Below are 23,482 nucleotides of genomic sequence, written 5' to 3'. Positions count from 1 at the left end.
CGTAGACGCCGGGCAACGCGCGCTCACCGGGGTGGCGTGTGCGCACCACACAAGACGAAGGGGAGATGTGGCGCGTCGGATGCCCCTTCGCCCGGCCGGGCTATCCACGGCGCACACCGGATGCCGGAAGCGCGGGCAAGGGGGAGGCTGGCGGCACTGACCGCCACAGCCATGCCGTACAGACGAGGACCGCTCATGTCCGTGCCCGCGTCCCAGTCCCCCGCCCGCACGTCGCACCGCCGTCGCCGGACGCGGCTCGCCGCCGGAGTCGTGCTGCTCACCCTCGCCACCACGGCCTGCTCCAGCCTCGGGCGGACGTCGGTCGGCACGATCACCTACTCGATCGGCCCCGAGACGTCCGTCATGCTGACCAGCCCGAAAGTGCGGGGCTGCCACAAGCTCCCCCCGTCCGGGACGACCGAGCTGTACAACAACACGCTGGTCGACATGGTCATGTACCGGACATCCGACTGCACCGGCAAGGACACCACGTACATCGGCAGCAGACTCGCCAACAACGTGGCCCCGAAGGCCGCACCCTGGCGCAGCTACAGCTTCGTGCACTGAGCCTGTCTTTGACTGAGCCTGTCTTTGACTGAGCCCGCCTTTGGCTGGGCCTGCTATGGCCGGGCCTGCTTTACAGCTCGAACCAGCCGTGGCCCAGGTACCAGTGGCCGCCGGCCAGGAGATGCCGGGTGACGGCGCGCTGCACGGTGGTGTGCTGCGGCAGGTCCGCCACGGGCAGGTCCGGGTTGCCGAAGACGAAGCCGACGGGTTCGCGGTCGGACGGCTCGTCGTCTTTGTAGGCGGTACGGAACAAACCTTGGAACCGCAGAATGTTGGAATTCTCGGGAAGGTAGTCGCGCAGCTGCTCGTCGAGCAGCCAGGAGTGGCAGACGCCGACCCGGTAGTGCTCCTCGGGGAAGTGGCGCGCGAAGAACTCCCCGGCCCGCGCGATCGAGTCGGCGCACGCCTCGGGCGTCAACGGGCCCTGGTAGTCCGGGATGTGGAGGTCCAGGCAGGAGCCGCCGGGCTCCGCGTCGATGCCCGCCTCCCGGACGGCCCGGCCCGTACGGTTCCCGAGCCGTGAGCGCTGGAACTGGAGCCGGCCCAGCTGGTAGATCTCCCCCCGGAAGTGCAGCCGCAGCCAGCCGGGCACGGAGAGGCCGCCTTTTCCGCGCCGCCTGTGGTGCAGCGCGATGTGCCGCCCGAGGTCGGCGAGCGTGCGGCGGGCGATGTCCTCGGGGATGCCCCGCTCACGGTGGTACGCCCTGATGTGCGGCAGCGCGGCGACCGCGACGTACACGGGGAACCAGCGCTCCAGGTCGCCCAACTTCTCCGGCAGGGCGGGCAGTTCGGGATGGACGCCGACGGTGCCGATGTCCTGTACCAGGACCCGCACCGACTCCTCCAGGAGCTCGCCGAGCCCGGGCTCGGCCGTGAACCGGGCGGCCAGCGAGGTCAGTTCGTTGATGTCCTCGTGCGGTACGGCGAGGTCGAGCAGCGTCTCGGGGAGGTCGTCGAGGAGCAGCATGCGCGCCACCCTAGCCACCCCGTTCCCCCCGCGCCGCCGCATTTGCGGACGCGGCGCGCGCCGCGTCCCTGCGGACACACCCCGTGACGTGCGGATCCTCCGCATCCCCCGGCTTCACCTGCGCGCCAGCGGGTACACCTCCTTATAGAGGCGATCATCATGCTGCGCACCGGTAACGAGCCGATCACCGCCCGCAGCCCCCTGCGGATGCGGCTGTGGCTGAGCATCTGGGGGCTGATCTGGGCCGTCGGCGGCACGGTGGGCTTCGCCCTGGAGGGGCGGCCGGGCTGGATGGCGGCCTGCGCGGCCCTGGCTGCGGTGATCATCGTCGACCTGTTCATGATCATCCGCCATATCCGGCAGGGCCCGCACTATCAGCCGGGCCGCGACATCCCGCCGTATGAGCCGCCGCGCACCCGCTGGCCGTGAGCCCCGGCGCGATCCCGTGCGCTACTCCGCGTCGTCCTCGAACCGCGCCGACGCCAGGTACTCCGGCTTCGGGTCAAGGGCCGCGGCCAGCCGGAAGTGGCGCTTGGCCTGGTCGGGGCGGGCCTGGCGTTCGTAGGTGCGGGCCAGGGCGAAGTGAGCGAAGGCGTTGTCCGGCTCGCGCTCCAGGACCAGCTGGAACTCCAGCTCCGCGGAACGCAGTTGGGCCGCGGCGAAGAAGGCGCGGGCCCGCAGCAGGCGGGCCGCGGTGTTCTCGGGGTGGGCGGCGATGACCGAGTCGAGGAGTTTGACGGCGCCACGCGGATCCCGGGCGGCCAGCAGGTGCTCGGCCGCGCGGAAGTCGATCACGTGCGTCTCGGGGTTGCTCTCGGCCACGTGCCTGTCCTTTCCCTCGCTGCGCGTTGTCAACGCCATGCCCAGCTCCGGTATTCCGTACGCATCCGAACGCGCTCGCCCCCGCGGGCCGCACGCTTCAGAGCGAGGCCGCCGCCAGGGTCAGCCCCAGCAGCACGATCGCCGCGCCCGCCGCCATGAACGTCCGGTCCAGGGCGGTGCGTTCACGGCCGAGCAGGACGATGGTGCGCGGGTCCTCCGGATCGTAGGACACCCGGACACTGGCGCCCGGCGGGAGCGGCTCGCGGCGGCTCGGCGGGACCGGTGAAGGGAGTTCGAGGACATGGCCGTCGGCCGTCTCGAACTGCAGGAGGGGCCGCGCCGAGCCCTGCGGCGCGGGCTTCACCAGCGCCCACGCGAAGGCGCCCGCCCGCTCGACTCGCCGGGTCTCCCGCAGCCCGTACGCCCCGGCGAGCAGCGCCACCAGGCCGCCGAGCACCGTGAAACCCGCCAGTACGAAGAGCACAGTCGGATCGTAATCCGCCCGGGCCATATGCCGCGGGCCAAGCCGGGGAAACCCAGCATGATGAGGGAATCCGTACGGTTCGGATACGCGCCGGTTCATCGGAACACCGGTTTTCGCGCCCCCGGTGAGCCCGGGGCGCCGGTCGCGGCCGCCGAGGCGCTCTTGACGGCCGCGCACTGCCACCGCTCTCAGGCGGGCTCGCCCGCTCCTCAGGCGGCGGCCCGCGCCACCAGTTCCTCCCACACCTTGCGCACCTGCGGCTCCAGCGACTCCAGGGGGCCGTCGTTGTCGATGACGAGGTCGGCAACGGCGAGGCGCTGGGCGCGGTCGGCCTGGGCGGCCATACGGGCGCGAGCCTCCTCGGGCGTCATGCCGCGCAGGCGCACCAGCCGGTCGAGCTGGGTCTCGGGGGCCGCGTCGACGACGACCACGAGGTCGTACAGCGCGGCGAGGCCGTTCTCCGTGAGGAGGGGTACGTCGTGGATGACGACCGAGTCGGAGCCCGCCGTCGCCTCCAGCTCGGCGGAGCGCGCGCCGACCAGCGGGTGGACGATCTTGTTCAGGGTCGCGAGCTTCTCGGGGTCGGAGAAGACGATGCCGCCCAGCCGGGGGCGGTCGAGGGTGCCGTCCGCGGACAGGATGCCGGGGCCGAACGCCTCGACCACCGCCGCCAGGCCCGGCGTTCCGGGCTCGACGACCTCCCGCGCGATCCTGTCCGCGTCGATCAGTACGGCTCCGTAGGAGACGAGCAGCCGTGACACTTCGCTCTTGCCGGCGCCGATACCGCCGGTCAGGCCCACCTTCAGCATGAGCGGAAGCTTAGGCGCCCGCTCTATGCGTCGCCTTCCCGCTCGGCGAGAAAGCGTTCGAACTCGCGGCCCAGCTCCTCCGCCGACGGGAGGTCCGCCGGTTCGGCGACCAGGTTGCCGCGGGACTCGGCGCCCGCCACCGCGTCGTACTGGTGCTCAAGGCCCTGGACCAGGCTGACCAGTTCCTCGTCGCCCTCACCGATCTGCCGCTCGATCTCGGTCTGCGTGCGCTGCGCCTCGGTGCGCAGGCCGTGCGCAACGCTCGGCAGGACCAGGCCCGTTGCCGCCGTGACGGCCTCCAGAGCGGTCAGCGCCGCGTCCGGGTAGGCCGAGCGGGCCACGTAGTGCGGGACGTGCGCGGCGACACCCAGGACGTCGTGGCCGGACTCCATCAAGCGGTACTCGATCAGAGACTCGGCGCTGCCGGGCACCTGCGCCTCGTCGAACGGCGAACGGTGGCCGGGCATCAGGTCCGTGCGGTTGCCGTGCGGTGTGAGGCCGACGGGGCGGGTGTGCGGCACGCCCATGGGGATGCCGTGGAAGTTGACGGAGAGACGCACGCCGAGGCGCTCGACGATCTGGCGCACGGCGAGCGCGAAGCGCTCCCACTCGACGTCCGGCTCGGGGCCCGACATCAAAAGGAAGGGCGCCCCCGTGGCGTCCTGCACCAGGCGCACCTCAAGGGCGGGCACCTCGAAGTCCGTCCAGCGGTCGCGCCGGAACGTCAGCAGCGGGCGGCGGGCGCGGTAGTCCACGAGCCGGTCGTGGTCGAAGCGGGCCACCACCTGGTGGGGCAGCGTGTCGAGCAGCTTCTTGACGATCTGCTCGCCGGTCTCACCCGCGTCGATGTAGCCGTCGAAGTGGTACAGCATGACCAGGCCGGCCGACTCCTGCGCGAGCGCCATGTCGACGACGGCGAGGCCCTTCGGCTCCCATTCGTACAAATCCTGCGGATCAAGCACGATTACCGCTCCTCCTCGTGTTCATCAGGAAGAACGACCGTCAGGACGCGGGCATTCCCGTCCCCGCCGCTTTCACCCAAACCGGCTCGGGGCAGCCCGAGTTGACCCGGAACATGAAGTAAGGCCCGCTCCCAATAGGGAGCGGGCCTTACTTTCAGCTATCTACCAGCCGGGGTCGGAGCGTCAGCTCTGGCCGCCCGCCAGCTTCTCGCGCAGGGCAGCCAGCGCCTCGTCCGACGCCAGGGCGCCGGAGTTGTCGTCCGACTCCGAGGAGTACGAACCGCCGGAGACGCCCGCCGGGGCACCGGCCGGGGCGGCAGCACCCTCGGCAGCGGCGGCCTCGTCGGCCTCGCGGGACTTGATGACCTGGGCCTGGTGCTGCTCGAAGCGCGACTGCGCCTCGGCGTACTGACCCTCCCAAGCCTCGCGCTGGGTCTCGTAGCCCTCGAGCCAGTCGTTGGTCTCGGGGTCGAAGCCCTCGGGGTAGATGTAGTTGCCCTGGTCGTCGTAGGACGCGGCCATGCCGTACAGGGTCGGGTCGAACTCGACCGACGCCGGGTCGGCACCGAAGGACTCGTTGGCCTGCTTCAGGGACAGCGAGATCCGGCGACGCTCGAGGTCGATGTCGATGACCTTGACAAAGATCTCGTCGTTGACCTGGACGACCTGCTCCGGGATCTCCACGTGGCGCTCGGCCAGCTCGGAGATGTGGACCAGGCCCTCGATGCCCTCGTCGACGCGCACGAACGCACCGAACGGAACGAGCTTGGTGACCTTACCGGGGACGACCTGCCCGATCTGGTGCGTACGGGCGAACTGCTGCCACGGGTCTTCCTGCGTCGCCTTCAGCGACAGGGAGACACGCTCGCGGTCCATGTCGACGTCGAGGACCTCGACGGTGACTTCCTGGCCGACCTCGACAACCTCGGACGGGTGGTCGATGTGCTTCCAGGACAGCTCGGAGACGTGGACGAGACCGTCGACGCCACCCAGGTCCACGAAGGCACCGAAGTTGACGATCGAGGAGACGACGCCGGAGCGGACCTGACCCTTCTGCAGGGTGGTGAGGAACGTCTGGCGAACCTCGGACTGGGTCTGCTCGAGCCAGGCGCGGCGGGACAGGACCACGTTGTTGCGGTTCTTGTCCAGCTCGATGATCTTCGCCTCGAGCTCCTTGCCCACGTAGGGCTGGAGGTCGCGGACACGACGCATCTCGACGAGAGAGGCCGGCAGGAAGCCACGGAGGCCGATGTCGAGGATGAGACCACCCTTGACGACCTCGATGACGGTACCGGTGACGATGCCGTCTTCTTCCTTGATCTTCTCGATCGTGCCCCAGGCACGCTCGTACTGAGCGCGCTTCTTGGACAGGATCAGGCGGCCTTCCTTGTCCTCCTTCTGGAGAACCAGGGCCTCGATCTCGTCGCCGACCTTGACGACCTCGTTCGGGTCGACGTCGTGCTTGATCGAGAGCTCACGGCTCGGGATCACGCCTTCGGTCTTGTAACCGATGTCGAGCAGGACCTCGTCCCGGTCGACCTTCACGATGACGCCGTCGACGATGTCGCCGTCGTTGAAGTACTTGATCGTCTCGTCGATCGCGGCGAGGAAGGCTTCCTCGTTACCGATGTCGTTGACCGCTACCTGCGGAGTGGTAGAGGTGGTCTCGGTGCTGCTCGTCATGTGGGAAAGGGCTCCGGTTACGGACAGAAAGTCGTAGGTACTGCCACGCCGAGAGCCCGTATCGCCTCTGCAGAAGCCGGACAGCCTGGGAAGCGCCGATCCGGGTCGGTCCGGATGGCGCCTCGAGAACCGAGGGGACATACAACAGATGGAAGCGCGCCTGCTACGTCTGAGGTGCGCAGGCTCGCAGCGCAACTTGTAGCATACGGGGGCAGCCGGACACGGTCAATGCGCGAAGGCGCACACCCGGGGCGGATCCCCGCATTCCCGGCACAACTAAGGTTCCCCGAGGCCACGATGGGCCCCGCAGACCTCTTTCGAGAACCTTCGGAACACGAGGTCGCGTTCCGCGCAAACTACAACGACGGACACGATGAGCCAAGAGATCCAAGCGTACGAGTCCGAGAACGGGTCCGATTCCGAGCCCGAGGCGACCAGGCGTGCCGCCGGGGACACGGAGAGCAGCCGGGCCAGCCGTGGCTGGTGGGACCGCAACGCCGACGAGTACCAGACCGATCACGGAACGTTCCTCGGGGACGACCGGTTCGTGTGGGGCCCCGAAGGCCTGGACGAGGCGGACGCCCGGCTGCTCGGCCCCGCGGAGTCCCTCAAGGGTCTCGACGTCCTGGAGATCGGCGCCGGCGCGGCCCAGTGCTCGCGCTGGCTGGCCGCCCAGGGCGCCCGCCCGGTGGCACTCGACCTCTCGCACCGCCAGCTCCAGCACGCGCTGCGCATCGACGGCGGCGCCTTCCCGCTCGTCGAGGCGGACGCCGGCGCCCTGCCCTTCGCGGACGGCTCCTTCGACCTGGCGTGCTCGGCCTACGGCGCGGTCCCCTTCGTGGCGGACCCGGTGAAGGTCTTCCGCGAGGTGCGCCGGGTGCTGCGCCCCGGCGGCCGCTGGGTCTTCTCGGTCACCCACCCCATCCGCTGGGCGTTCCCCGACGAGCCGGGCCCCGAGGGCCTGTCGGTCGCGGCCTCCTACTTCGACCGCACGCCCTATGTCGAGCAGGACGAGAGCGGTCACGCGGTGTATGTGGAGCACCACCGCACGCTGGGCGACCGGGTGCGGGACGTGGTCGCGGGCGGCTTCCGTCTGGAGGACCTGGTCGAGCCGGAGTGGCCGTCCTGGAACGCCCAGGAGTGGGGCGGCTGGTCCCCGCTGCGGGGCAATCTGATCCCGGGCACGGCGATTTTCGTGTGCGTACGGGACTGACACGCGTCCGGGTGCGACGCGGGCCCGACCCCGGAGCGCGCGTTACCCAGAGTTAGTCATACAAGCCCACCGTCCTTGTGGACAGAGCGTCACGCGGTCCGGCGGGACGTACGACACTGAGCGCATGATCCGAACCGACGCACTCGACGCCCTCCCTGTCCGCGAGGCCGTGCCCGAGCTGCTGGCCGCGCTCGACGGGCACGGCACGGCCGTGCTGTGTGCCCCGCCCGGCACCGGCAAGACCACCCTGGTGCCGCTGGTCCTCGCGGGCCTGGTCGGGGGCGGCCCGGTGCGGCGGGTCATAGTTGCCGAGCCGCGCCGGATCGCGGCCCGGGCCGCCGCGCGCCGGATGGCCTGGCTGCTCGGCGAGCGGACGGGCGCGAAGGTCGGCTTCACCGTGCGCGGCGAACGGTCGGTCGGCCCGGACACCGTCGTCGAGGTCGTCACCACCGGTGTGCTCCTCCAGCGCCTCCAGCGTGATCAGGAGTTGTCCGGGGTCGACGTCGTCGTCCTCGACGAGTGCCATGAGCGCCATCTCGACGCGGACACCGTCGCCGCCTTCCTCCTCGACGTACGGGCGGCTCTGCGGCCCGAGCTGCGTCTGGTGGCGGCTTCAGCGACGACCGACGCGGAAGGCTGGGCCCGGCTGCTCGGGGACGCACCGGTCGTCGAGGCCGCCGGGGTGGCGCACCCGGTGGAGGTGGTGTGGGCGCCGCCCACGCAGCCGGTCCGGCCGCCGCACGGCATGCGGGTGGACCCGGCCCTGCTCTCGCACGTGGCCGCCACGGTGCGGCGGGCGCTGGCCGAGCGGGACGGCGATGTGCTCTGCTTCCTGCCCGGCGTGGGTGAAATCGCCCGCGTGGCACAGCAGTTGGGCGACCTCGGCGGGCTTGAGGTGCTCCAGGTGCACGGGCGGGCCCCCGCCTCCGTCCAGGACGCGGTACTCGCCGGATCCGACGGCCGGCGGGTGGTCCTCGCCACCTCGGTCGCCGAGTCCTCGCTGACCGTGCCCGGAGTGCGGGTGGTCGTCGACTGCGGCCTGGCCCGCGAACCAAGGGTGGATCACGCCAGAGGTCTCGGCGCGCTGACGACGGTGCGGGCCTCGCAGGCGGCGGCCCGCCAGCGAGCGGGCCGGGCCGGGCGCGAGGCCCCCGGCGCGGTCTACCGCTGCTGGACCGAGGCGGAGAACATCCGCCTGCCCCGCTTCCCGGCCCCCGAGATCAAGGTCGCCGACCTGGCCGCCTTCGCCCTGCAGGCAGCCTGCTGGGGCGACCCGTCGGCCGAGGGCCTCGCCCTGCTCGACACGCCGCCGGCGGGCGCGATGGCCGCGGCCCGTGCCGTACTGACGGCCGTCGGCGCCGTCGACGACCGGGGCCGCGCCACCGAACGCGGCGCCCGGATGGCCCGGCTCGGGCTGCATCCCCGGCTCGCCAGGGCCCTCCTCGACGGCGCTTCGGAGGTCGGCGGGCGACGGGCCGCCGAAGTGGTCGCCCTGCTGAGCGAGGAACCTCCGCGGGAATACGGGGATGACCTGGCGGCGGCCTGGCGCACGGCGCGCCAGGGCGGGGACGGGTATGCGGGGCGCTGGCTCCAGGAGGTGCGGCGCCTGGCCTCGTTCGCCGGGAGCCATCCCGAGCAGGGCTCCGCCGAGGCCGCCGCCGGGCTCGTCGCGGCCCTGGCGTTCCCGGAGCGGGTGGCGCGGGCCCGCGGCAAAGGCTCGTTCCTCATGGCATCCGGCACCGCCGCCGAGGTGACCCACGGGTCCGGCCTTGCCACAGCGGGCTGGCTGGCGGTGGCCGTCGCCGACCGGCCGGTACAGGCGGCCTCCGCCCGGGTTCGCCTGGCCTCCGTCATCGACGAGGCCACCGCCCGGCTCGCCGCGGGGCATCTGCTGGCCGAAGGCGAGGAGGTGCACTGGGAGGACGGTGATGTCGTGGCGCGCCGGGTGGCCCGGCTCGGCTCGGTCGAGCTGTCCGTACGCCCGCTGAAGAACCCGGACCCGGCGCTCGTGCGCGACGCGCTGCTCGACGGCCTGGGGCGCGAAGGGGTCGGGCTCCTGCGCTGGACCCGTGACGCGCAGGGCCTGCGCGAGCGGCTCGCGTTCTTGCACCGGGTGCTGGGAGAGCCGTGGCCGGACGTGTCCGACGCGGCGCTGCTCGCCCGCCCCGACGCCTGGCTGGAGCCCGAGCTCTCGCGCGCCCGGCGCCGCGCGGACCTCGGGCGGATCGAGGCGGGGGCGGCACTGAACCGGCTGCTGCCATGGGCGACCGGCGAGGCGGCCCGTCTCGACGAGCTGGCCCCCGAACGCATCCAGGTGCCGAGCGGATCACGGATACGGGTGGAGTACGGGGGTGAACAGCCCGTCCTCGCCGTCAAGTTGCAGGAGATGTTCGGCCTGGACGGCACGCCCGAGGTGGCCGGTGTGCCCGTCCTGGTGCATCTGCTCTCCCCCGCGGGACGGCCCGCTGCCGTCACCGCGGACCTCGCGAACTTCTGGCGCGACGGGTACCGGGCGGTGCGGGCCGAGCTGCGCGGCCGCTATCCCAAGCACCCGTGGCCGGAGGATCCGACGGGCGCGGAGGCGACGCGGTTCACGAAGGCGCGGCTCAAACAGTAGGGGCCCGCCAGCAGGGGCCGGCCAGTCGGGGCCGGCCAGTCGGGGCCTGCCGGTCGGGGCCCACGTCAGATCCGGACGGACCCGGACACAGGCCCCCATGGGCGGGGCGGCTCAGGCGATGACGGGGTCGAGCCGCTCCGTGACGGCGGGAGGCGGGTCGCTGGGGCGGCGGCTGCGCGCCTCCAGCCAGAGGGACAGAGCGAGCAGGGCGAGGCCGAGGCCGAGGAATCCCCAGGGGAGGTAGGAGGTGAGCAGCAGGACCAGGACGCGGTTCTTCTTGACCAGGTCGACGGTGTAGCTGACGTAGTCGTCGCGCATCTTGACGTCGCCGGCGAACACGGTGACCTTGTCGCGGCCTCCGAGGAGGGTGCCGCCCCGCATCTCCTCCTGGTTGACTTCCTCGCCGTTGACCGGGGCTCCGGTGACCGGGTCGATCCAGAACTTCCGCGTGGTCGTGTACCAGAGAGAGGTGCCGGTGGTCTTCTCCAGGGTGCTGGAGTCGATGCCGGGCAGCGGCATCTTCTTCGGGTAGGCCACCTTGGTCCACGGGATGGTCTGCTCGAAGTAGTACACGTCGAGGCCGTGGAACTTCTGGGTGCCCTTGTAGTGGATGGGCGCGGAGGTGCGGGCCTGGAAGTCGAAGTACTCGTAGTCCCGTTTTTCGGTCAGGAAGGGGAACTTGAACTCGATGCCCTTGCGCTGCACCGGATCGCCGTCGACCATCTCGCCGGTGGCGTGCACCGGTGCCTGGCTGTGCGCGTCGAAGATGTAGCGCTCGGGTATCTGGGAAACCATCTTGCCGTCGGGCCCCTGGACGAAGGAGAGGGTGTCCCACACCACGACGTCCCGGCCGGCGCTCTTCTCGATCTCCTTGGCCGCCTCGACGTTGCCCTTCAGCGTCTGGACGACCGTCACCTTGGGGACCGTCTTCGACTGCATGGTGCCGTAGTCGATGAGGGTGGCGTTCTTGGCTTCGAGGACCGCCTCCTGGTACTGGCTGGGCGGGATCTTCGCGAGCCGGGGAAAGGCGTACCAGCGCAACAGGGGCGACAGGGCACCGACGAACACGGCAAGGGCGAGCAGGACGAGACTGGCTTTGCGTCGCATGGACCTGCTCTCCCTCTACGTGGGGTGGCGCTACTTGGTCTGGGTGATCTTGCCCGGGGCGCTGGGCACGGTGGTGAGCAGCGGCTTCGGCGAGGTCTTGCCCTCGGGGGCGCCGATGGCAGAGATCGTCAGGACGAGGGCGAGGGCGGCGGCCAGCCCGATCGCGGCGGCTATGAGGGCGCGCATGCTCGGCCTCCGTAAAGCTGATGGGTCGTCAGGAGTGGGCACCGTAGCAACGCCGGGCCGAGATGAGAACACGTCGAACAGCCCCTCTGCCGCCGGGCGGCAAAGGGGCTGCTGGGGAGAACGGGACCGGTGCGCTCCTACGAGGCCGCGGCGGCCACCTTGAGTTCGACGGTGAGCGTGGCGCCGCCCTCGGTGGTGAGGCGGAGCAGGAACGTGCCGGTCTGGGCGTCCGCGTACATCTTCGGCAGGACCAGGACACCGTTCGCGTCGGTCTTCAGGTCCGTGAGTTCGCGGACCGGCTTGCCCTTGGCGTCCTTGAAGTACGGGCCCTTGTCGTTGACCTTGGGCGCGGCCTTCGGGTCGGCCCCGGCGGCCGGGGTCACGATCATGGTCGCGGATGCCGCCACATCGGAGGCGACAGCGCCCTTGTAGGTCGCCTTGACCGACACCTGGTTCGCGAACTCGCCGCTCGGCGCGGCCGTCAGCTCCTTGGCGTCGCCGCGGGTCAGGATGTCGGCCTGCCGGGCGACGACGGTCGCCTTCCACTCGACGGCGGACAGCTTGGCCTCGGCGACGGTGGCCCGCACGGTGAACGTGCCGGTCTTCTCGCCCGCCTTCAGCGCGGGGGCGGCGGCCGTGCCGTCGGTGGCGGTCGCCACGGTCACGCTGGTGGCTCCGCCGGCGAAGCGGGTGTCGGTGTCGCCGACGATCTCGAACTTCACCGACACCTTGGCCATCGCCTTGCCGGACGCGTCCTTCACCCGCGCCGTCGGCTGCCCGCCGAACGCGCCGCCGGCGAACGCCGTCAGCTCCTTGGCACCCACACCCTCGAACGTCGTCGCCCGCGGCACGGTCGGCGTCGGAGGCGTCGGAGTGCCGCCGCCGTCGGGCTTGGTGGGCGGCACCGGCGGCTTCACCGGCGGGGCGGGCGGGGTCGGCGTCGGCGACGGCTTCTTGCTCGGCGGCGCCTTCGGGGTGACCGGCGGCTGCTTGGGGGTGCTCTGGTCGCTGCGGCGGCTGGGCAGCGAGCCCGTGCCGTCGGGGACCTCGTGGGTGCCGCGCCGGTAGAAGTCGAACCACGTGGTGACCGTGGTCAGGTACTCCTGCGACTGGTTGTAGCTCAGGATCGCCTTGTCGAGGTCGGCCTTCACCGCGACGTCGCGGCTGTTGCCGCAGAGGTAGAACCCGGCGGCGAGCGCCGCGTCGTAGACGTTGTTGGGGTCCTTGACGCCGTCACCGTTGCCGTCGCGGCCCGAGGTCGCCCAGGTCGACGGGATGAACTGCATCGGCCCGACCGCCCGGTCGTGCACCTTGTCACCGTCGTACGCGCCGCCGTCGGTGTCGGTGATGTTGGCGAACCCGGCACCGTTGAGCACCGGGCCGAGGATCGGTGTGAGGGTGGTGCCGTTGGCGTCGACCCGGCCGCCGTTCGCATGGCCCGACTCGACCTTGCCGATGCCGGCGAGCAGCTGCCAGGGGAGGTGGCAGTTCGGCCGGTCCGTGGCGAGCGCCGCCTCCGCCTTCTTGTACGCGTCGAGGACGGTGGCGGGTATGCCCTGCTGGTCACCGACGGGAAGCGTGCCGGTCGACGCGTTCGGCGGCGGCGTCGGCGACGCGAGCGGCGGAAGGTCGGTGTAGTACGGGGAGTTGCCGGAGGCCGGGGCATCGGGGGCGGGGGGCGGCGTCACATCGGAAGCCGCCTGGTCCGTCGGGGTGCTCGCGTGCACGACTCCCGGCGCCTGTGAGGCGGAGAGCGCCGCCACCGCCAGCGCGGCCACCGCCGTGGTGCCCGCTCCCTTACGCAGTCGTCGGCCCATGTGCGGTGCCATACGTCAAGTCCCTCCCCATATTCGGCTGTCCGCGCTCCCCAGCGCGAGACTCACGTGACACTACGGCAACCGTTGACGCCAGAACACCGCGGGCTGACCGATTTTCACTGATTCGCCACCTGCGCGTTGCCGGTTGCTGGTGGGGGAACCGGTGCCGAATACCGGACGTTGGTGATCACTGACGGGTAGACAGCAGCGCCAACCGACATCTAACCGTCAACGGCTAACGGACGACTGACGAGTATCGGCCGACAACTGGAACCTGACGAACCATAACAACTACGGACAGACAGGCCAATCGACCGATGGGGCACGCATGCCGTTCACGCTGAGCCACGCCGCGGCCGTACTGCCGGGCATCCGGAGAAACGGCACCGGCCGCGGCCGGCTCCTCGCGTCCGCTCTCGTCGCGGGGTCGTTCGCGCCGGATGCGACGTACTACGCGGCGACGGTCGTGCCGGCCGCGATGCCCTTCGGCCGGGTCACGCATTCCGCACTCGGGGTCGTCACCGTGGATGTCGCGTCGGCATGCGCACTGGTCGCGCTGTGGGTGCTGCTGCGCGAACCGTTGATCGCGCTGCTTCCCAGAGCGTCCTGGCGTTCACGGGTGTACACGGTCGTGCGCGGCGAGGTGTGGCGGCGGCCCGGATCATGGGCTCTGGCGGGCTGGTTCGCACTGTCGGCGGCGATCGGCTCCGCCACGCATGTGGTGTGGGATGCGTTCACCCACTTCGACCGCTGGGGGATGCGGGTCCTGCCCGTGCTCGGCGAGAAGCTCGCCGGATTCCCTCTGTACTGGTATGCCCAGTACGGCGGATCAGCCCTCGCGCTGACGGGAATCGGCTGGTTCACGGTGACGGCACTGCGCCGGGCAGACCCCGCCGGCCTCCGGCCCATGGACACCCGCCCCGGCGCCGACCCGGCCCCCGCCACCCCGATAGACGCGGGAGCGGTCCCACCCGGCCTCACCCCACGCCAACTCACCGTCGTTCTGGGCCTGTTGACGCTGTGCACGGCAGCCGTCGCTGTGTACCGGTGTCTGCGCTGGTACGCCTTCTACGGCGACGCGTCCGTCCTGGGCCTCATCCCGAGCGCCTGCTTCGGCGGCGGTACGGGGCTGGTCCTCGGCCTGGTGGCCTATGCGGCGGCGTGGCGATCGGGCCGTCTCGCCCGAGCCGGGAATCCCGCAGTGGCCGGCCCCGCCGGGCCCGGGCGCAAGGTCACCCAAGCCCAGCGGGGCGGCGGCACGCGCTAGTGCGCCGCCGATTCCCAGTCGTTGCCCGCGCCCACCGAGACGTCCAGCGGGGCGCGGAGTTCCACCGCTCCGGCCATCTCCCGGCGGACCAGCGTCTCGACCTTCTTGCGCTCGCCCGGCGCGATTTCCAGGACGATTTCGTCGTGGACCTGGAGCAGCAGGCGGGAGGTGAGGCCCGCTTCGGTCAGGGCGCGGTCCACGTTCAGCATCGCGACCTTCACGATGTCGGCCGCGGTGCCCTGGATCGGGGCGTTGAGCGCCATCCGCTCGGCCATTTCGCGGCGCTGGCGGTTGTCGCTGTTGAGGTCCGGCAGGTAGCGGCGGCGGCCCAGCATTGTCTCCGTGTAGCCCGTGGCGCGGGCTTCCTCGACGACGCGCTGGAGGTAGTCCCGTACGCCGCCGAAGCGCTCGAAGAACGTGTCCATCAGGCCACGGGCCTCGCCCGCCTCGATGTTGAGCTGCTGGGAGAGGCCGAAGGCGGACAGGCCGTAGGCCAGGCCGTACGACATGGCCTTGATCTTGCGCCGCATCTCGGGGTCGACCTGGGACTTGGCGACGCCGAAGACCTGTGAGGCGACGGTGGTGTGGAGGTCCTCGCCGGAGGTGAATGCCTTGATGAGGCCCTCGTCCTCGGACAGGTGGGCCATCACGCGCAGTTCGATCTGGCTGTAGTCCGCGGTGAGCAGCGACTCGAAGCCCTCGCCGACGACGAAGCCCCGCCGGATGGCGCGGCCCTCGTCGGTACGGACCGGGATGTTCTGCAGGTTGGGGTCGGTCGAGGAGAGGCGGCCGGTCGCGGCGACGGTCTGGTTGAACGTGGTGTGGATGCGGCCGTCGGCCGCGATCGTCTTGATGAGGCCTTCGACGGTGACCCGCAGCTTCGCCTGCTCGCGGTGGCGCAGCATGATCACGGGCAGCTCGTGCTCGGTCTGGGCGGCGAGCCAGGCCAGTGCGTCGGCGTCCGTGGTGTAGCCGGTCTTGGTCTTCTTCGTCTTGGGCAGGGCCAGTTCGCCGAAGAGGACTTCCTGGAGCTGCTTGGGCGAGCCGAGGTTGAACTCGTGGCCCACCGAGGCGTGCGCTTCCTTGACGGCCTGCTGGACGGCGCCCGCGAACTGCTGCTCCATGGCTTCCAGGTGGGCACGGTCGGCGGCGATGCCGTGCCGCTCCATGCGGGCGAGCAGGAGGGAGGTGGGCAGTTCGACGTCGTGCAGGAGCTCGGCGGCGCCGACTTCCTTGAGGCGTTCGGTGAACGCGCCGCCGAGGTCGAGGACGGCGCGGGCCTGGGTCATCAGGGCGTCGGCCTCGGCCTCGTCGTCCGCGCCGAAGGCGAGCTGGCCGTCGGCGGCGCCGGCGGGGGCGAGCTCGCGGCCCAGGTATTCGATGGACAGGGCGTCCAGGGCGAAGGAGCGGCGGCCGGGCTTGACGAGGTAGGCGGCGAGCGCGGTGTCCATGGTGACGCCGGCGATGGACCAGCCGTGCTCGGGGAAGACCCGCATCGCGGCCTTGGCGTTGTGCATGACCTTGGGCCGGGCGGCGTCCGCGATCCAGGCGGCGAAGGCCTGCTCGTCGGCCTCGTCGACGAGTGCCGGGTCGAACCAGCCTGCGGCGCCGTCGGCCGCGGCCAGCGCGATCTCGGTGACACTGCCGGTGCCGAGCGCCCAGGTGTCGACGGTGGCCACGCCCAGCGGCTGCCCGCCGTGCTCCGCCAGCCAGGGGGCGAGCTCGCCGGCGCCGAGGACCGTGCCGTCGAGCTCCAGGCCGGCGGCCGGCGCCGGGGCCTCTTCCTCGCCCGCGCCCGGGTCGACGGCGAGGAGGCGCTCGCGCAGCGACGGGTTGCGGATCTCCAGGACGTCGAGGACGCCGGTCACCGCACTGCGGTCGTAAGGGGCGCGCTCCAGCTCGGCGGGGCCCTTGGGCAGCTCGACGTCCTTGACCATCTCGGTCAGTCGGCGGTTCAGCTTCACCGCGTCCAGGTGGTCGCGGAAGTTCTGTCCGGCCTTGCCCTTGACCTCTTCGGCGCGCTCGACGAGCTCCGCGAACGAACCGAACTGGTTGATCCACTTGGCGGCGGTCTTCTCGCCGACGCCCGGGATTCCCGGCAGGTTGTCCGACGGGTCGCCGCGCAGCGCCGCGAAGTCCGGGTACTGCTGCGGAGTCAGGCCGTACTTCTCCTGGACCTTCTCCGGGGTGAACCGGGTGAGCTCGGAGACGCCCTTGGTGGGGTAGAGGACGGTGACGTGGTCGGAGACCAGCTGGAAGGAGTCGCGGTCGCCGGTGACGATGAGGACTTCGAAGCCGGCCGCCTCGGCCTGGGTGGCGAGGGTGGCGATGATGTCGTCGGCCTCGAAGCCGTCGGTGGCGAACCGGTCCACGTGCATCGCGTCGAGGAGCTCGCCGATCAGCTCGACCTGGCCCTTGAACTCGTCCGGGGTCTTCGACCGGTTCGCCTTGTAGTCGGGGAACTCGGTGGAGCGCCAGGTCTTGCGGGACACGTCGAACGCCACCGCGAAGTGCGTGGGCGCCTCGTCACGCAGGGTGTTCGCGAGCATGGACATGAAGCCGTAGACCGCATTGGTCGGCTGGCCCGTCGCGGTCGTGAAGTTCTCCGCGGGCAGCGCGAAGAACGCCCGGTACGCCAGGGAGTGCCCGTCCATGAGGAGCAGGCGCGGTCGGTTGTCCGGGGTCTTCTTCGATGCTGTCTCAGCCATGCCCCCGATCCTGCCACGCCCCACTGACAATCCTGGCCAGTCCCGGCTCCGGCCGACCGGCCCGCGCCTGTCCGACCTGCCCGGCGCGGCTGTCGGTGCGGCGTGGCAGGATCGAGTACACACACCTCGTACCGCACGACGTGTCCGCTCGAAGGGGAGCAGCGCCATGGCCAGCAAGCCGCCCGCAGGTGATCCGGTCCAGGACGCGCCGCAGGTCGAGGCACCCAAGCATGCCGCAGCCGGCCTCCCCGCGATCGGTCACACACTGCTCATGGCGCAGCAGCAGATGGGGTTGCGGCGCACGGCGCAGACCTTGTTGAAGGTCAACCAGAAGGACGGTTTCGACTGTCCTGGCTGCGCGTGGCCGGAGGGCGACAAGCGGCACACGGCCGAGTTCTGTGAGAACGGGGCGAAGGCGGTCGCCGAGGAGGCGACGCTGCGCCGGGTGACACCCGACTTCTTCGCCGCGCACCCCGTCGCCGACCTGGCGGCCCGCAGCGGGTACTGGCTGGGCCAGCAGGGCCGGATCACGCAGCCGATGTATCTGCCCGAGGGGGCCGAGCGGTACGAGGCGGTCACCTGGGAGCGGGCCTTCGGGATCATCGCCGAGGAGCTCACCGCGCTCGACTCCCCCGACGAAGCCCTCTTCTACACGTCGGGGCGCACCAGCAACGAGGCGGCGTTCCTGCTGCAGCTCTTCGCCCGCGAATTCGGCACGAACAATCTGCCGGACTGTTCCAACATGTGTCACGAGTCGTCCGGTTCGGCGCTGACGGAGACGATCGGCGTCGGCAAGGGCAGCGTCTCCCTGGAGGACCTCCACCAGGCGGACCTGATCGTGGTGGCCGGGCAGAACCCGGGCACCAACCACCCCCGGATGCTGTCCGCCCTGGAGAAGGCGAAGTCCGCCGGAGCCAAGATCATCTCGGTGAATCCGCTGCCGGAGGCGGGCCTGGAGAAGTTCAAGAACCCGCAGACACCGCAGGGCATGATCAAGGGCGCCGCGCTCACCGACCTGTTCCTGCAGATCCGCATCGGCGGCGACCAGGCCCTCTTCCGCCTCCTCAACAAGCTGATCGTGGAGACCGAGGGCGCCGTCGACGAGCTGTTCGTACGCGAACACACCCATGGATACGAGGAGTTCAAGGCCGCGGCCCAGGAGGCGGACTGGGACCGGACGCTCACCGCGACCGGCCTGACCCGCGCCGAGATCGAGCAGGCCCTCTCCATGGTGCTCGCCTCCAGGCGCACCATCGTGTGCTGGGCGATGGGCCTGACCCAGCACAAGCACGCCGTGCCGACGATCCGCGAAGTCGTCAACTTCCTTCTGCTGCGCGGCAACATCGGCCGCCCCGGCGCCGGTGTCTGCCCGGTGCGCGGCCACTCCAACGTGCAGGGCGACCGCACGATGGGCATCTTCGAGCGGCCGGCGCCCGCCTTCCTGGACGCCCTGGAGAAGGAGTTCGGCTTCGCCCCGCCCCGCCACCACGGCTACGACGTCGTACGGTCCATCGAGGCGCTGCGCGACGGCAAGGCCAAGGTGTTCTTCGCGATGGGCGGCAACTTCGTCGGCGCGACCCCGGACACCGAGGTCACCGAGGCCGCGATGCGCCGGGCCGCGCTGACCGTACACGTCTCGACGAAGCTGAACCGTTCGCACGCGGTGACCGGCCGGCGGGCCCTGATCCTGCCCACCCTGGGGCGTACCGACAAGGACGTCCAGAAGAGCGGGCGCCAGTTCGTGACCGTCGAGGACTCCATGGGCATGGTCCACGCCTCCCGCGGCAACCTCACCCCCGCGAGCCCCCACCTGCTGTCCGAGCCGGCCATCGTCGTGCGCATGGCGCAGGCGACGCTGGGCGCCACATCCTCGATCGACTGGGCCGAGTTCGAGAAGGACTACGCGACCGTGCGCGACCGCATCGCGCGCGTCGTGCCCGGCTTCGAGGACTTCAACGCCAAGGTCGCCCACCCCGGCGGCTTCCAGCTGGCGCACGCGCCGCGCGACGAGCGCCGCTTCCCCACCGCCACCGGGAAGGCCAACTTCACCGCCGCACCCGTCGAGGCCCCCGAGCTGCCCGAGGGCCGGCTGCTGCTGCAGACCCTGCGCTCGCACGACCAGTACAACACCACCATCTACGGCCTCGACGACCGCTATCGCGGCATCAAGGGAGGCCGCCGCGTCGTCCTCGTCAACCCCGAGGACGCCCGCGAGCTGGGCCTGGCCGACGGCGCGTACACGGATCTGGTCAGCGAGTGGAAGGACGGGGTGGAGCGGCGTGCGCCGGGCTTCCGCGTCGTCCACTACCCGACGGCCCGCGGCTGCGCCGCCGCCTACTATCCCGAGACGAATGTGCTGGTGCCGCTGGGTGCGACGGCCGACGTCAGCAACACCCCGGCCAGCAAGTCGGTGATCGTGCGCTTCGAGAGCGCCGGGCGGGAGAGCGGTGAGCGGGAATGAGAGCCCGGCCCTAAGCGTTTGCTCAGGCATCTGGTATGACGGTGCGGACACAGCAGTGTGACCGCAGATGAACGGAGCCGGAGCCCATGGGCGAGCAGCACAGCGTGAAGTTCCCGCAGGAAGTCGTCGACGAGTACGCGGCCCTCGGCGTCGATCTGCCCGCCATGTTCTCCGCCGGACACCTGGGCACCCGCATGGGCGTGCAGGTCATCGAGGCCTCGGCGGAGCGCGTCGTGGGCACCATGCCCGTCGAGGGCAACACCCAGCCGTACGGGCTGCTGCACGGCGGCGCCTCCGCGGTGCTCGCCGAGACGCTCGGCTCGGTCGGCTCGATGCTGCACGGCGGCATCAACAAGATCGCGGTCGGCGTCGACCTGAACTGCACCCACCACCGCGGGGTGCGCAGCGGCCTGGTCACCGGCGTGGCCACCCCCGTGCACCGCGGGCGCTCGACGGCGACGTACGAGATCGTCATCACCGACGAGCAGGACAAGCGGGTCTGCACGGCGCGCCTGACCTGCCTGCTGCGCGACGCGGAGGGCCTCAAGGGCTGAGCCCGCACAGCCCCCCGAAAGCCGGACCCGGACCCTTCAAGTCCGGTTCGTGGCAGGCGAGTTGAGCATCCAGGTGGCCGGTGGGTCGACAACTCACCGGCCATTGTCATGTCGCGGACCGGGTCCTAACGTCGTGCCATGAGAACCCGAGCGCGGCCACGGGTACGGCTACGGTGCGCGCCGGTGTGCGCGCTCGCCCTGGCGGCGGCCCTGGCGGGCTGCTCGGCCGGGCACGACGCCACGCCCGCCGACACCCCGAGCCGGTCCCCCTCGGCCCTCAACTCGCCCTCGCCGCACACCACTTCACCCGCTGAGCTCTGTACGCACCTGATCACGTACTGGGCGAAGCAGGAGCTGGACGAGGGGCAGGGCTCCGGGCTCGACTACCAGGAGAAAGGCCTGTCCGACGGGCAGAACGAGATCCTCCTGACCACGCTCGCCGCGGCCCGCAAGGAACGTGCGGCCCACGGAGCGGCCGCGGGCGACCGGCTCATCGAGCAGCAGGCGCAGCACGGTTGCGCCGAGCGCTACCGCAACGGCACCCCCACGACGGACCCTTGGGCCCAGACGAAGCAGCCCACCCCCTCCGGATCGCCGTGACTCTGCGTGACAATCGCGCGGAACGCCAAGGGTGACTATCAGCCACCGTGCGGCACCCCGTCGGCCACCGACCGACATCCGGACACAAACCGGCCTGTCAGCACCATGATCCCCCCAAGCCCCTTAGCGGAACTGGGCGTTCTCACCATGCGAGAAATCCCAGTTTCACAAAATGTACAGATTGTCTGCCCTGCACCATCAAGGTTTGGCCCTGGGATAACAAGAAAGTCACATCCTGTCCCGGCCGCTCCCCACCCCCGTCAGCTGCGCTTAGAGTCACGGCCAGTCACCGCGCCGCCGGGTGCGACTGCTGCACGGCCCTTACCACCCAGTACGGCCCGGCGACCGACACGGCACCTCGCACACGAGGAGGCCGCGCCAGGGAAAGGACCCATCGTGCGACACCGTTCCTTGCTCATCCTCACCACAGTGCTCACCACAGGCGCACTCACACTCACCGCCTGCGGTTCGCGCGACAAAGGCGGCGACGGAGGCAGCGACAAGAAGCAGACCGTCGTCATAGGCGTCGACGCACCCCTCACGGGTGACCTGTCCGCCCTCGGCCTCGGCATCAAGAACTCCGCCGACCTCGCCGCCCAGACGGCGAACAAGCAAAACCTCGTCCCCGGCGTCGAGTTCAAGACCCAGCCGCTCGACGACCAGGCCCAGCCGTCCGTCGGCCAGCAGAACGCCACCAAGTTCATCGGCGACAAGACCGTCGTCGGCGTCGTCGGCCCCCTCAACTCCAGCGTCTCGCAGTCCATGCAGAAGCCGCTGAACGACGCGGGCCTCACCCAGATCTCCCCCGCCAACACGGGCACCGAGCTGACCCAGGGCGACGGCTGGAAGACCGGAAACAAGGTCCGCCCCTACAAGACCTTCTTCCGCACCGCCACCACCGACCAGGTCCAGGGCGCCTTCGCCGCCAAGTACCTGTTCAACAACGCCAAGGTCGACTCGGTCTACCTCATCGACGACCAGAAGACCTACGGCGCCGGCCTCGCCGCGTCCTTCAAGGACACCTTCACCAAGCTCGGCGGCAAGATCGTCGGCTCCGACCACATCAACCCCGACGACCGCGACTTCAACGCCATCGTCGCCAAGGTCAAGAACACCGGAGCCAAGGCCCTCTACTACGGCGGCGAATACCCCGCCGCCGGCCCCCTGAGCCAGCAGCTCAAGGACAGCGGCACCAACATCCCGCTCATGGGCGGCGACGGCATCTACAGCTCCGACTTCATCAAGCTCAACAAGAAGGCCGCCGGCGACCTCGCCACCTCCGTCGGCAAGCCCGTCGAACAGCTCGACTCCGCCAAGAGCTTCATCGCCAACTACAAGGCAGCCGGCTACAAGGACGCCTACGAGGCCTACGGGGGCGGCACCTACGACGCCACCTGGGCCATCATCCAGGCCGTCAAGGACGTCGTCACCGCCAACAGCGGCAAGCTCCCCAGCGGCGACCTGCGCGCCAAGGTCCTCGACGCCGTCGGCAAGGTCAAGTTCGACGGAGTCACCGGCCCCGTCTCCTTCGACCAGTACGGCGACACCACCAACACCATGATGACCGCCTACAAGGTCACCGACGGCGCCTGGAAGCCCGAGCTCAGCGAGGCCTACAAGCCGTAACCCGGCGAATCCCGCCCACCGCACCACCCCAAGGACCGCGCGGGAGCGCCACCAGCGCTCCCGCGCGGTGCCATATCCGATCACTTCACGGAGGCCCCGCGGTGCACGAACTGCCGCAACAGCTGGCCAATGGACTCATCCTCGGCGCGATGTACGGACTGATCGCGATCGGCTACACGATGGTCTACGGCATTGTCCAGCTCATCAACTTCGCCCACGGCGAGATATTCATGGTCGGGGGCTTCGGGGCTCTCACCGTCTTCCTCGCACTCCCGGCAGGCTTCTCACTCCTCGCCGCCATCCCCCTCATGATCATCGGCGGAGTCATCGTCTCCGTCCTCGTCGCCACCGCAGCCGAACGCTTCGCCTACCGGCCCCTGCGCAACGCACCACGGCTCGCCCCCCTCATCACCGCGATCGGCCTCTCCCTCGCCCTCCAGCAGGCCGTATGGAAGTGGTACCCCGACGCCAAGAAGGACCGCTCCTTCCCCCAGTTCGACGGCAGCCCCTTCCACATCCTCGGCGCCAACATCCAGCGCGGCGACCTCTTCATCCTCATCGCCGCCCCCGTCTGCATGATCGCCCTCGGGTTCTACGTCACCAAAACCCGCACCGGCCGCGGCATGCAGGCAACCGCCCAGGACCCCGACACCGCCAAGCTCATGGGCATCAACACCGACCGCATCATCGTCATGGCCTTCGCCATCGGCGCCGCGTTCGCAGCCGTCGCAGCCGTCGGCTACGGCCTCCACAACGGCCAAGTCGGCTTCCGTATGGGCTTCATCATGGGCCTCAAAGCCTTCACCGCAGCCGTACTCGGCGGCATCGGCAACATCTACGGAGCCATGCTCGGCGGCATCGTCCTCGGCCTCGCCGAATCCCTCGCCGTCGGCTACATCGGCAACATCCCCAGCATGGAACTCTTCGGCGGCGGCGCCTGGAAGGACGTATGGGCCTTCGTCCTCCTCATCGTCGTCCTCCTCGTGCGACCCCAAGGCCTGCTCGGCGAACGCGTCGCGGACAGGGCGTGAA

20 protein-coding genes are annotated in these 23,482 nt (G+C 70.4%); 10 read left to right on the top strand and 10 right to left on the bottom strand.

Annotated elements, in window-relative coordinates; all coding sequences use genetic code 11:
- Positions 1-195 precede the first annotated feature (195 nt).
- On the top strand, positions 196-567 hold the full coding sequence (locus IE206_RS07555; RefSeq protein WP_189961223.1) for a hypothetical protein: 372 nt from the start codon (positions 196-198) through the stop codon (positions 565-567).
- A 70-nt stretch (positions 568-637) separates the two neighbouring features.
- Here IE206_RS07555 and IE206_RS07550 read toward each other — a convergent pair whose 3' ends face one another.
- A complete protein-coding gene (locus IE206_RS07550; protein ID WP_189961222.1) occupies positions 638-1,534 on the bottom strand; it encodes an acyltransferase domain-containing protein in 897 nt (298 codons plus the stop codon).
- 159 nt (positions 1,535-1,693) lie between these two features.
- Here IE206_RS07550 and IE206_RS07545 point away from each other — a divergent pair, with 159 nt between their 5' ends.
- Positions 1,694-1,963: a DUF6343 family protein gene (locus tag IE206_RS07545; protein WP_189961221.1), complete on the top strand. Its 270-nt coding sequence runs from the start codon at positions 1,694-1,696 to the stop codon at positions 1,961-1,963.
- Positions 1,964-1,984: 21 nt separating this feature from the next.
- On the opposite strand, the gene IE206_RS07540 is transcribed toward IE206_RS07545, so the two are convergent.
- From IE206_RS07540 to rpsA, 5 genes are all read right to left on the bottom strand, one after another.
- Positions 1,985-2,356, bottom strand: coding sequence for a tetratricopeptide repeat protein (locus tag IE206_RS07540; protein WP_189961220.1), 372 nt, complete (start codon positions 2,354-2,356; stop codon positions 1,985-1,987).
- A 97-nt stretch (positions 2,357-2,453) separates the two neighbouring features.
- Positions 2,454-2,840, bottom strand: coding sequence for a DUF3592 domain-containing protein (locus IE206_RS07535; protein ID WP_226598763.1), 387 nt, complete (start codon positions 2,838-2,840; stop codon positions 2,454-2,456).
- A 209-nt stretch (positions 2,841-3,049) separates the two neighbouring features.
- On the bottom strand, positions 3,050-3,649 hold the full coding sequence (coaE, locus tag IE206_RS07530) for a dephospho-CoA kinase (RefSeq protein ID WP_189961218.1): 600 nt from the start codon (positions 3,647-3,649) through the stop codon (positions 3,050-3,052).
- Between the two features lie 23 nt (positions 3,650-3,672).
- The gene (locus IE206_RS07525; RefSeq protein WP_189961217.1) at positions 3,673-4,611 is read right to left on the bottom strand and encodes a PAC2 family protein; all 939 of its coding nucleotides are present in this window, start codon (positions 4,609-4,611) and stop codon (positions 3,673-3,675) included.
- Positions 4,612-4,794: 183 nt separating this feature from the next.
- Positions 4,795-6,294, bottom strand: a complete 1,500-nt coding sequence (rpsA, locus tag IE206_RS07520) for a 30S ribosomal protein S1 (RefSeq protein WP_053729297.1) — start codon at positions 6,292-6,294, stop codon at positions 4,795-4,797.
- A gap of 373 nt (positions 6,295-6,667) precedes the next feature.
- Here rpsA and IE206_RS07515 point away from each other — a divergent pair, with 373 nt between their 5' ends.
- Both IE206_RS07515 and hrpB read left to right on the top strand, forming a co-directional pair.
- Positions 6,668-7,507: a class I SAM-dependent methyltransferase gene (locus tag IE206_RS07515; RefSeq protein ID WP_189961216.1), complete on the top strand. Its 840-nt coding sequence runs from the start codon at positions 6,668-6,670 to the stop codon at positions 7,505-7,507.
- 124 nt (positions 7,508-7,631) lie between these two features.
- Positions 7,632-10,124, top strand: a complete 2,493-nt coding sequence (hrpB, locus tag IE206_RS07510; RefSeq protein ID WP_189961215.1) for an ATP-dependent helicase HrpB — start codon at positions 7,632-7,634, stop codon at positions 10,122-10,124.
- A 111-nt stretch (positions 10,125-10,235) separates the two neighbouring features.
- Here the strand turns inward: hrpB and pgfA are convergent, their stop codons facing one another.
- The 3 genes from pgfA to IE206_RS07495 all read right to left on the bottom strand — a co-directional run bounded on the left by pgfA (position 10,236) and on the right by IE206_RS07495 (position 13,246).
- On the bottom strand, positions 10,236-11,231 hold the full coding sequence (gene pgfA, locus IE206_RS07505) for a cell envelope lipid trafficking protein PgfA (protein ID WP_189961214.1): 996 nt from the start codon (positions 11,229-11,231) through the stop codon (positions 10,236-10,238).
- Positions 11,232-11,261: 30 nt separating this feature from the next.
- Positions 11,262-11,417 carry an SPW_0924 family protein gene (locus tag IE206_RS07500; protein ID WP_189961213.1) on the bottom strand — a complete coding sequence of 52 codons (156 nt, stop codon included), beginning with the start codon at positions 11,415-11,417 and terminating at the stop codon, positions 11,262-11,264.
- Between the two features lie 137 nt (positions 11,418-11,554).
- Entirely contained in the window at positions 11,555-13,246 is a 1,692-nt protein-coding gene (locus tag IE206_RS07495; RefSeq protein ID WP_226598764.1) for a lytic transglycosylase domain-containing protein, read from the bottom strand.
- A 316-nt stretch (positions 13,247-13,562) separates the two neighbouring features.
- Here IE206_RS07495 and IE206_RS07490 point away from each other — a divergent pair, with 316 nt between their 5' ends.
- A complete protein-coding gene (locus tag IE206_RS07490; protein WP_189961211.1) occupies positions 13,563-14,501 on the top strand; it encodes a DUF4184 family protein in 939 nt (312 codons plus the stop codon).
- On the opposite strand, the gene polA is transcribed toward IE206_RS07490, so the two are convergent.
- Positions 14,498-17,209, bottom strand: a complete 2,712-nt coding sequence (gene polA, locus IE206_RS07485; protein ID WP_189961210.1) for a DNA polymerase I — start codon at positions 17,207-17,209, stop codon at positions 14,498-14,500. The genes IE206_RS07490 and polA overlap by 4 nt on opposite strands.
- A 166-nt stretch (positions 17,210-17,375) precedes the next feature.
- On the opposite strand from polA, the gene IE206_RS07480 reads away from it, so the two are divergent.
- From IE206_RS07480 to IE206_RS07460, 5 genes are all read left to right on the top strand, one after another.
- Positions 17,376-19,670 carry an FdhF/YdeP family oxidoreductase gene (locus tag IE206_RS07480; protein ID WP_189961209.1) on the top strand — a complete coding sequence of 765 codons (2,295 nt, stop codon included), beginning with the start codon at positions 17,376-17,378 and terminating at the stop codon, positions 19,668-19,670.
- A gap of 86 nt (positions 19,671-19,756) precedes the next feature.
- Positions 19,757-20,224: a PaaI family thioesterase gene (locus tag IE206_RS07475; RefSeq protein WP_189961208.1), complete on the top strand. Its 468-nt coding sequence runs from the start codon at positions 19,757-19,759 to the stop codon at positions 20,222-20,224.
- A 138-nt stretch (positions 20,225-20,362) separates the two neighbouring features.
- The gene (locus IE206_RS07470) at positions 20,363-20,824 is read left to right on the top strand and encodes a hypothetical protein (protein ID WP_189961207.1); all 462 of its coding nucleotides are present in this window, start codon (positions 20,363-20,365) and stop codon (positions 20,822-20,824) included.
- A 411-nt stretch (positions 20,825-21,235) separates the two neighbouring features.
- A complete protein-coding gene (locus IE206_RS07465; RefSeq protein ID WP_189961417.1) occupies positions 21,236-22,450 on the top strand; it encodes a branched-chain amino acid ABC transporter substrate-binding protein in 1,215 nt (404 codons plus the stop codon).
- Between the two features lie 101 nt (positions 22,451-22,551).
- The gene (locus IE206_RS07460; RefSeq protein ID WP_189961206.1) at positions 22,552-23,481 is read left to right on the top strand and encodes a branched-chain amino acid ABC transporter permease; all 930 of its coding nucleotides are present in this window, start codon (positions 22,552-22,554) and stop codon (positions 23,479-23,481) included.
- The last annotated feature ends 1 nt before the right edge of the window (position 23,482 follow it).

The organism is Streptomyces violascens (genome assembly GCF_014649955.1).
Classification (GTDB): Bacteria; Actinomycetota; Actinomycetes; order Streptomycetales; family Streptomycetaceae; genus Streptomyces; species Streptomyces violascens.
The sequence above is the reverse complement of the archived record's forward strand: the minus strand, read 5'-3'. Positions and strand labels throughout refer to the sequence as shown.

Excerpts from the sequence above, each read along its gene's own strand:
- IE206_RS07550 (WP_189961222.1), bottom strand. The coding sequence starts at position 1,534 with ATGCTGCTCCTCGACGACCTCCCCGAGACGCTGCTCGACCTCGCCGTA.
- IE206_RS07490 (WP_189961211.1), top strand. The coding sequence starts at position 13,563 with ATGCCGTTCACGCTGAGCCACGCCGCGGCCGTACTGCCGGGCATCCGG.
- IE206_RS07545 (WP_189961221.1), top strand. The coding sequence starts at position 1,694 with ATGCTGCGCACCGGTAACGAGCCGATCACCGCCCGCAGCCCCCTGCGG.
- polA (WP_189961210.1), bottom strand. The coding sequence starts at position 17,209 with ATGGCTGAGACAGCATCGAAGAAGACCCCGGACAACCGACCGCGCCTG.
- IE206_RS07500 (WP_189961213.1), bottom strand. The coding sequence starts at position 11,417 with ATGCGCGCCCTCATAGCCGCCGCGATCGGGCTGGCCGCCGCCCTCGCC.
- IE206_RS07470 (WP_189961207.1), top strand. The coding sequence starts at position 20,363 with ATGAGAACCCGAGCGCGGCCACGGGTACGGCTACGGTGCGCGCCGGTG.
- IE206_RS07495 (WP_226598764.1), bottom strand. The coding sequence starts at position 13,246 with ATGGCACCGCACATGGGCCGACGACTGCGTAAGGGAGCGGGCACCACG.
- IE206_RS07480 (WP_189961209.1), top strand. The coding sequence starts at position 17,376 with ATGGCCAGCAAGCCGCCCGCAGGTGATCCGGTCCAGGACGCGCCGCAG.
- coaE (WP_189961218.1), bottom strand. The coding sequence starts at position 3,649 with ATGCTGAAGGTGGGCCTGACCGGCGGTATCGGCGCCGGCAAGAGCGAA.
- IE206_RS07555 (WP_189961223.1), top strand. The coding sequence starts at position 196 with ATGTCCGTGCCCGCGTCCCAGTCCCCCGCCCGCACGTCGCACCGCCGT.
- rpsA (WP_053729297.1), bottom strand. The coding sequence starts at position 6,294 with ATGACGAGCAGCACCGAGACCACCTCTACCACTCCGCAGGTAGCGGTC.
- hrpB (WP_189961215.1), top strand. The coding sequence starts at position 7,632 with ATGATCCGAACCGACGCACTCGACGCCCTCCCTGTCCGCGAGGCCGTG.
- IE206_RS07515 (WP_189961216.1), top strand. The coding sequence starts at position 6,668 with ATGAGCCAAGAGATCCAAGCGTACGAGTCCGAGAACGGGTCCGATTCC.
- pgfA (WP_189961214.1), bottom strand. The coding sequence starts at position 11,231 with ATGCGACGCAAAGCCAGTCTCGTCCTGCTCGCCCTTGCCGTGTTCGTC.
- IE206_RS07475 (WP_189961208.1), top strand. The coding sequence starts at position 19,757 with ATGGGCGAGCAGCACAGCGTGAAGTTCCCGCAGGAAGTCGTCGACGAG.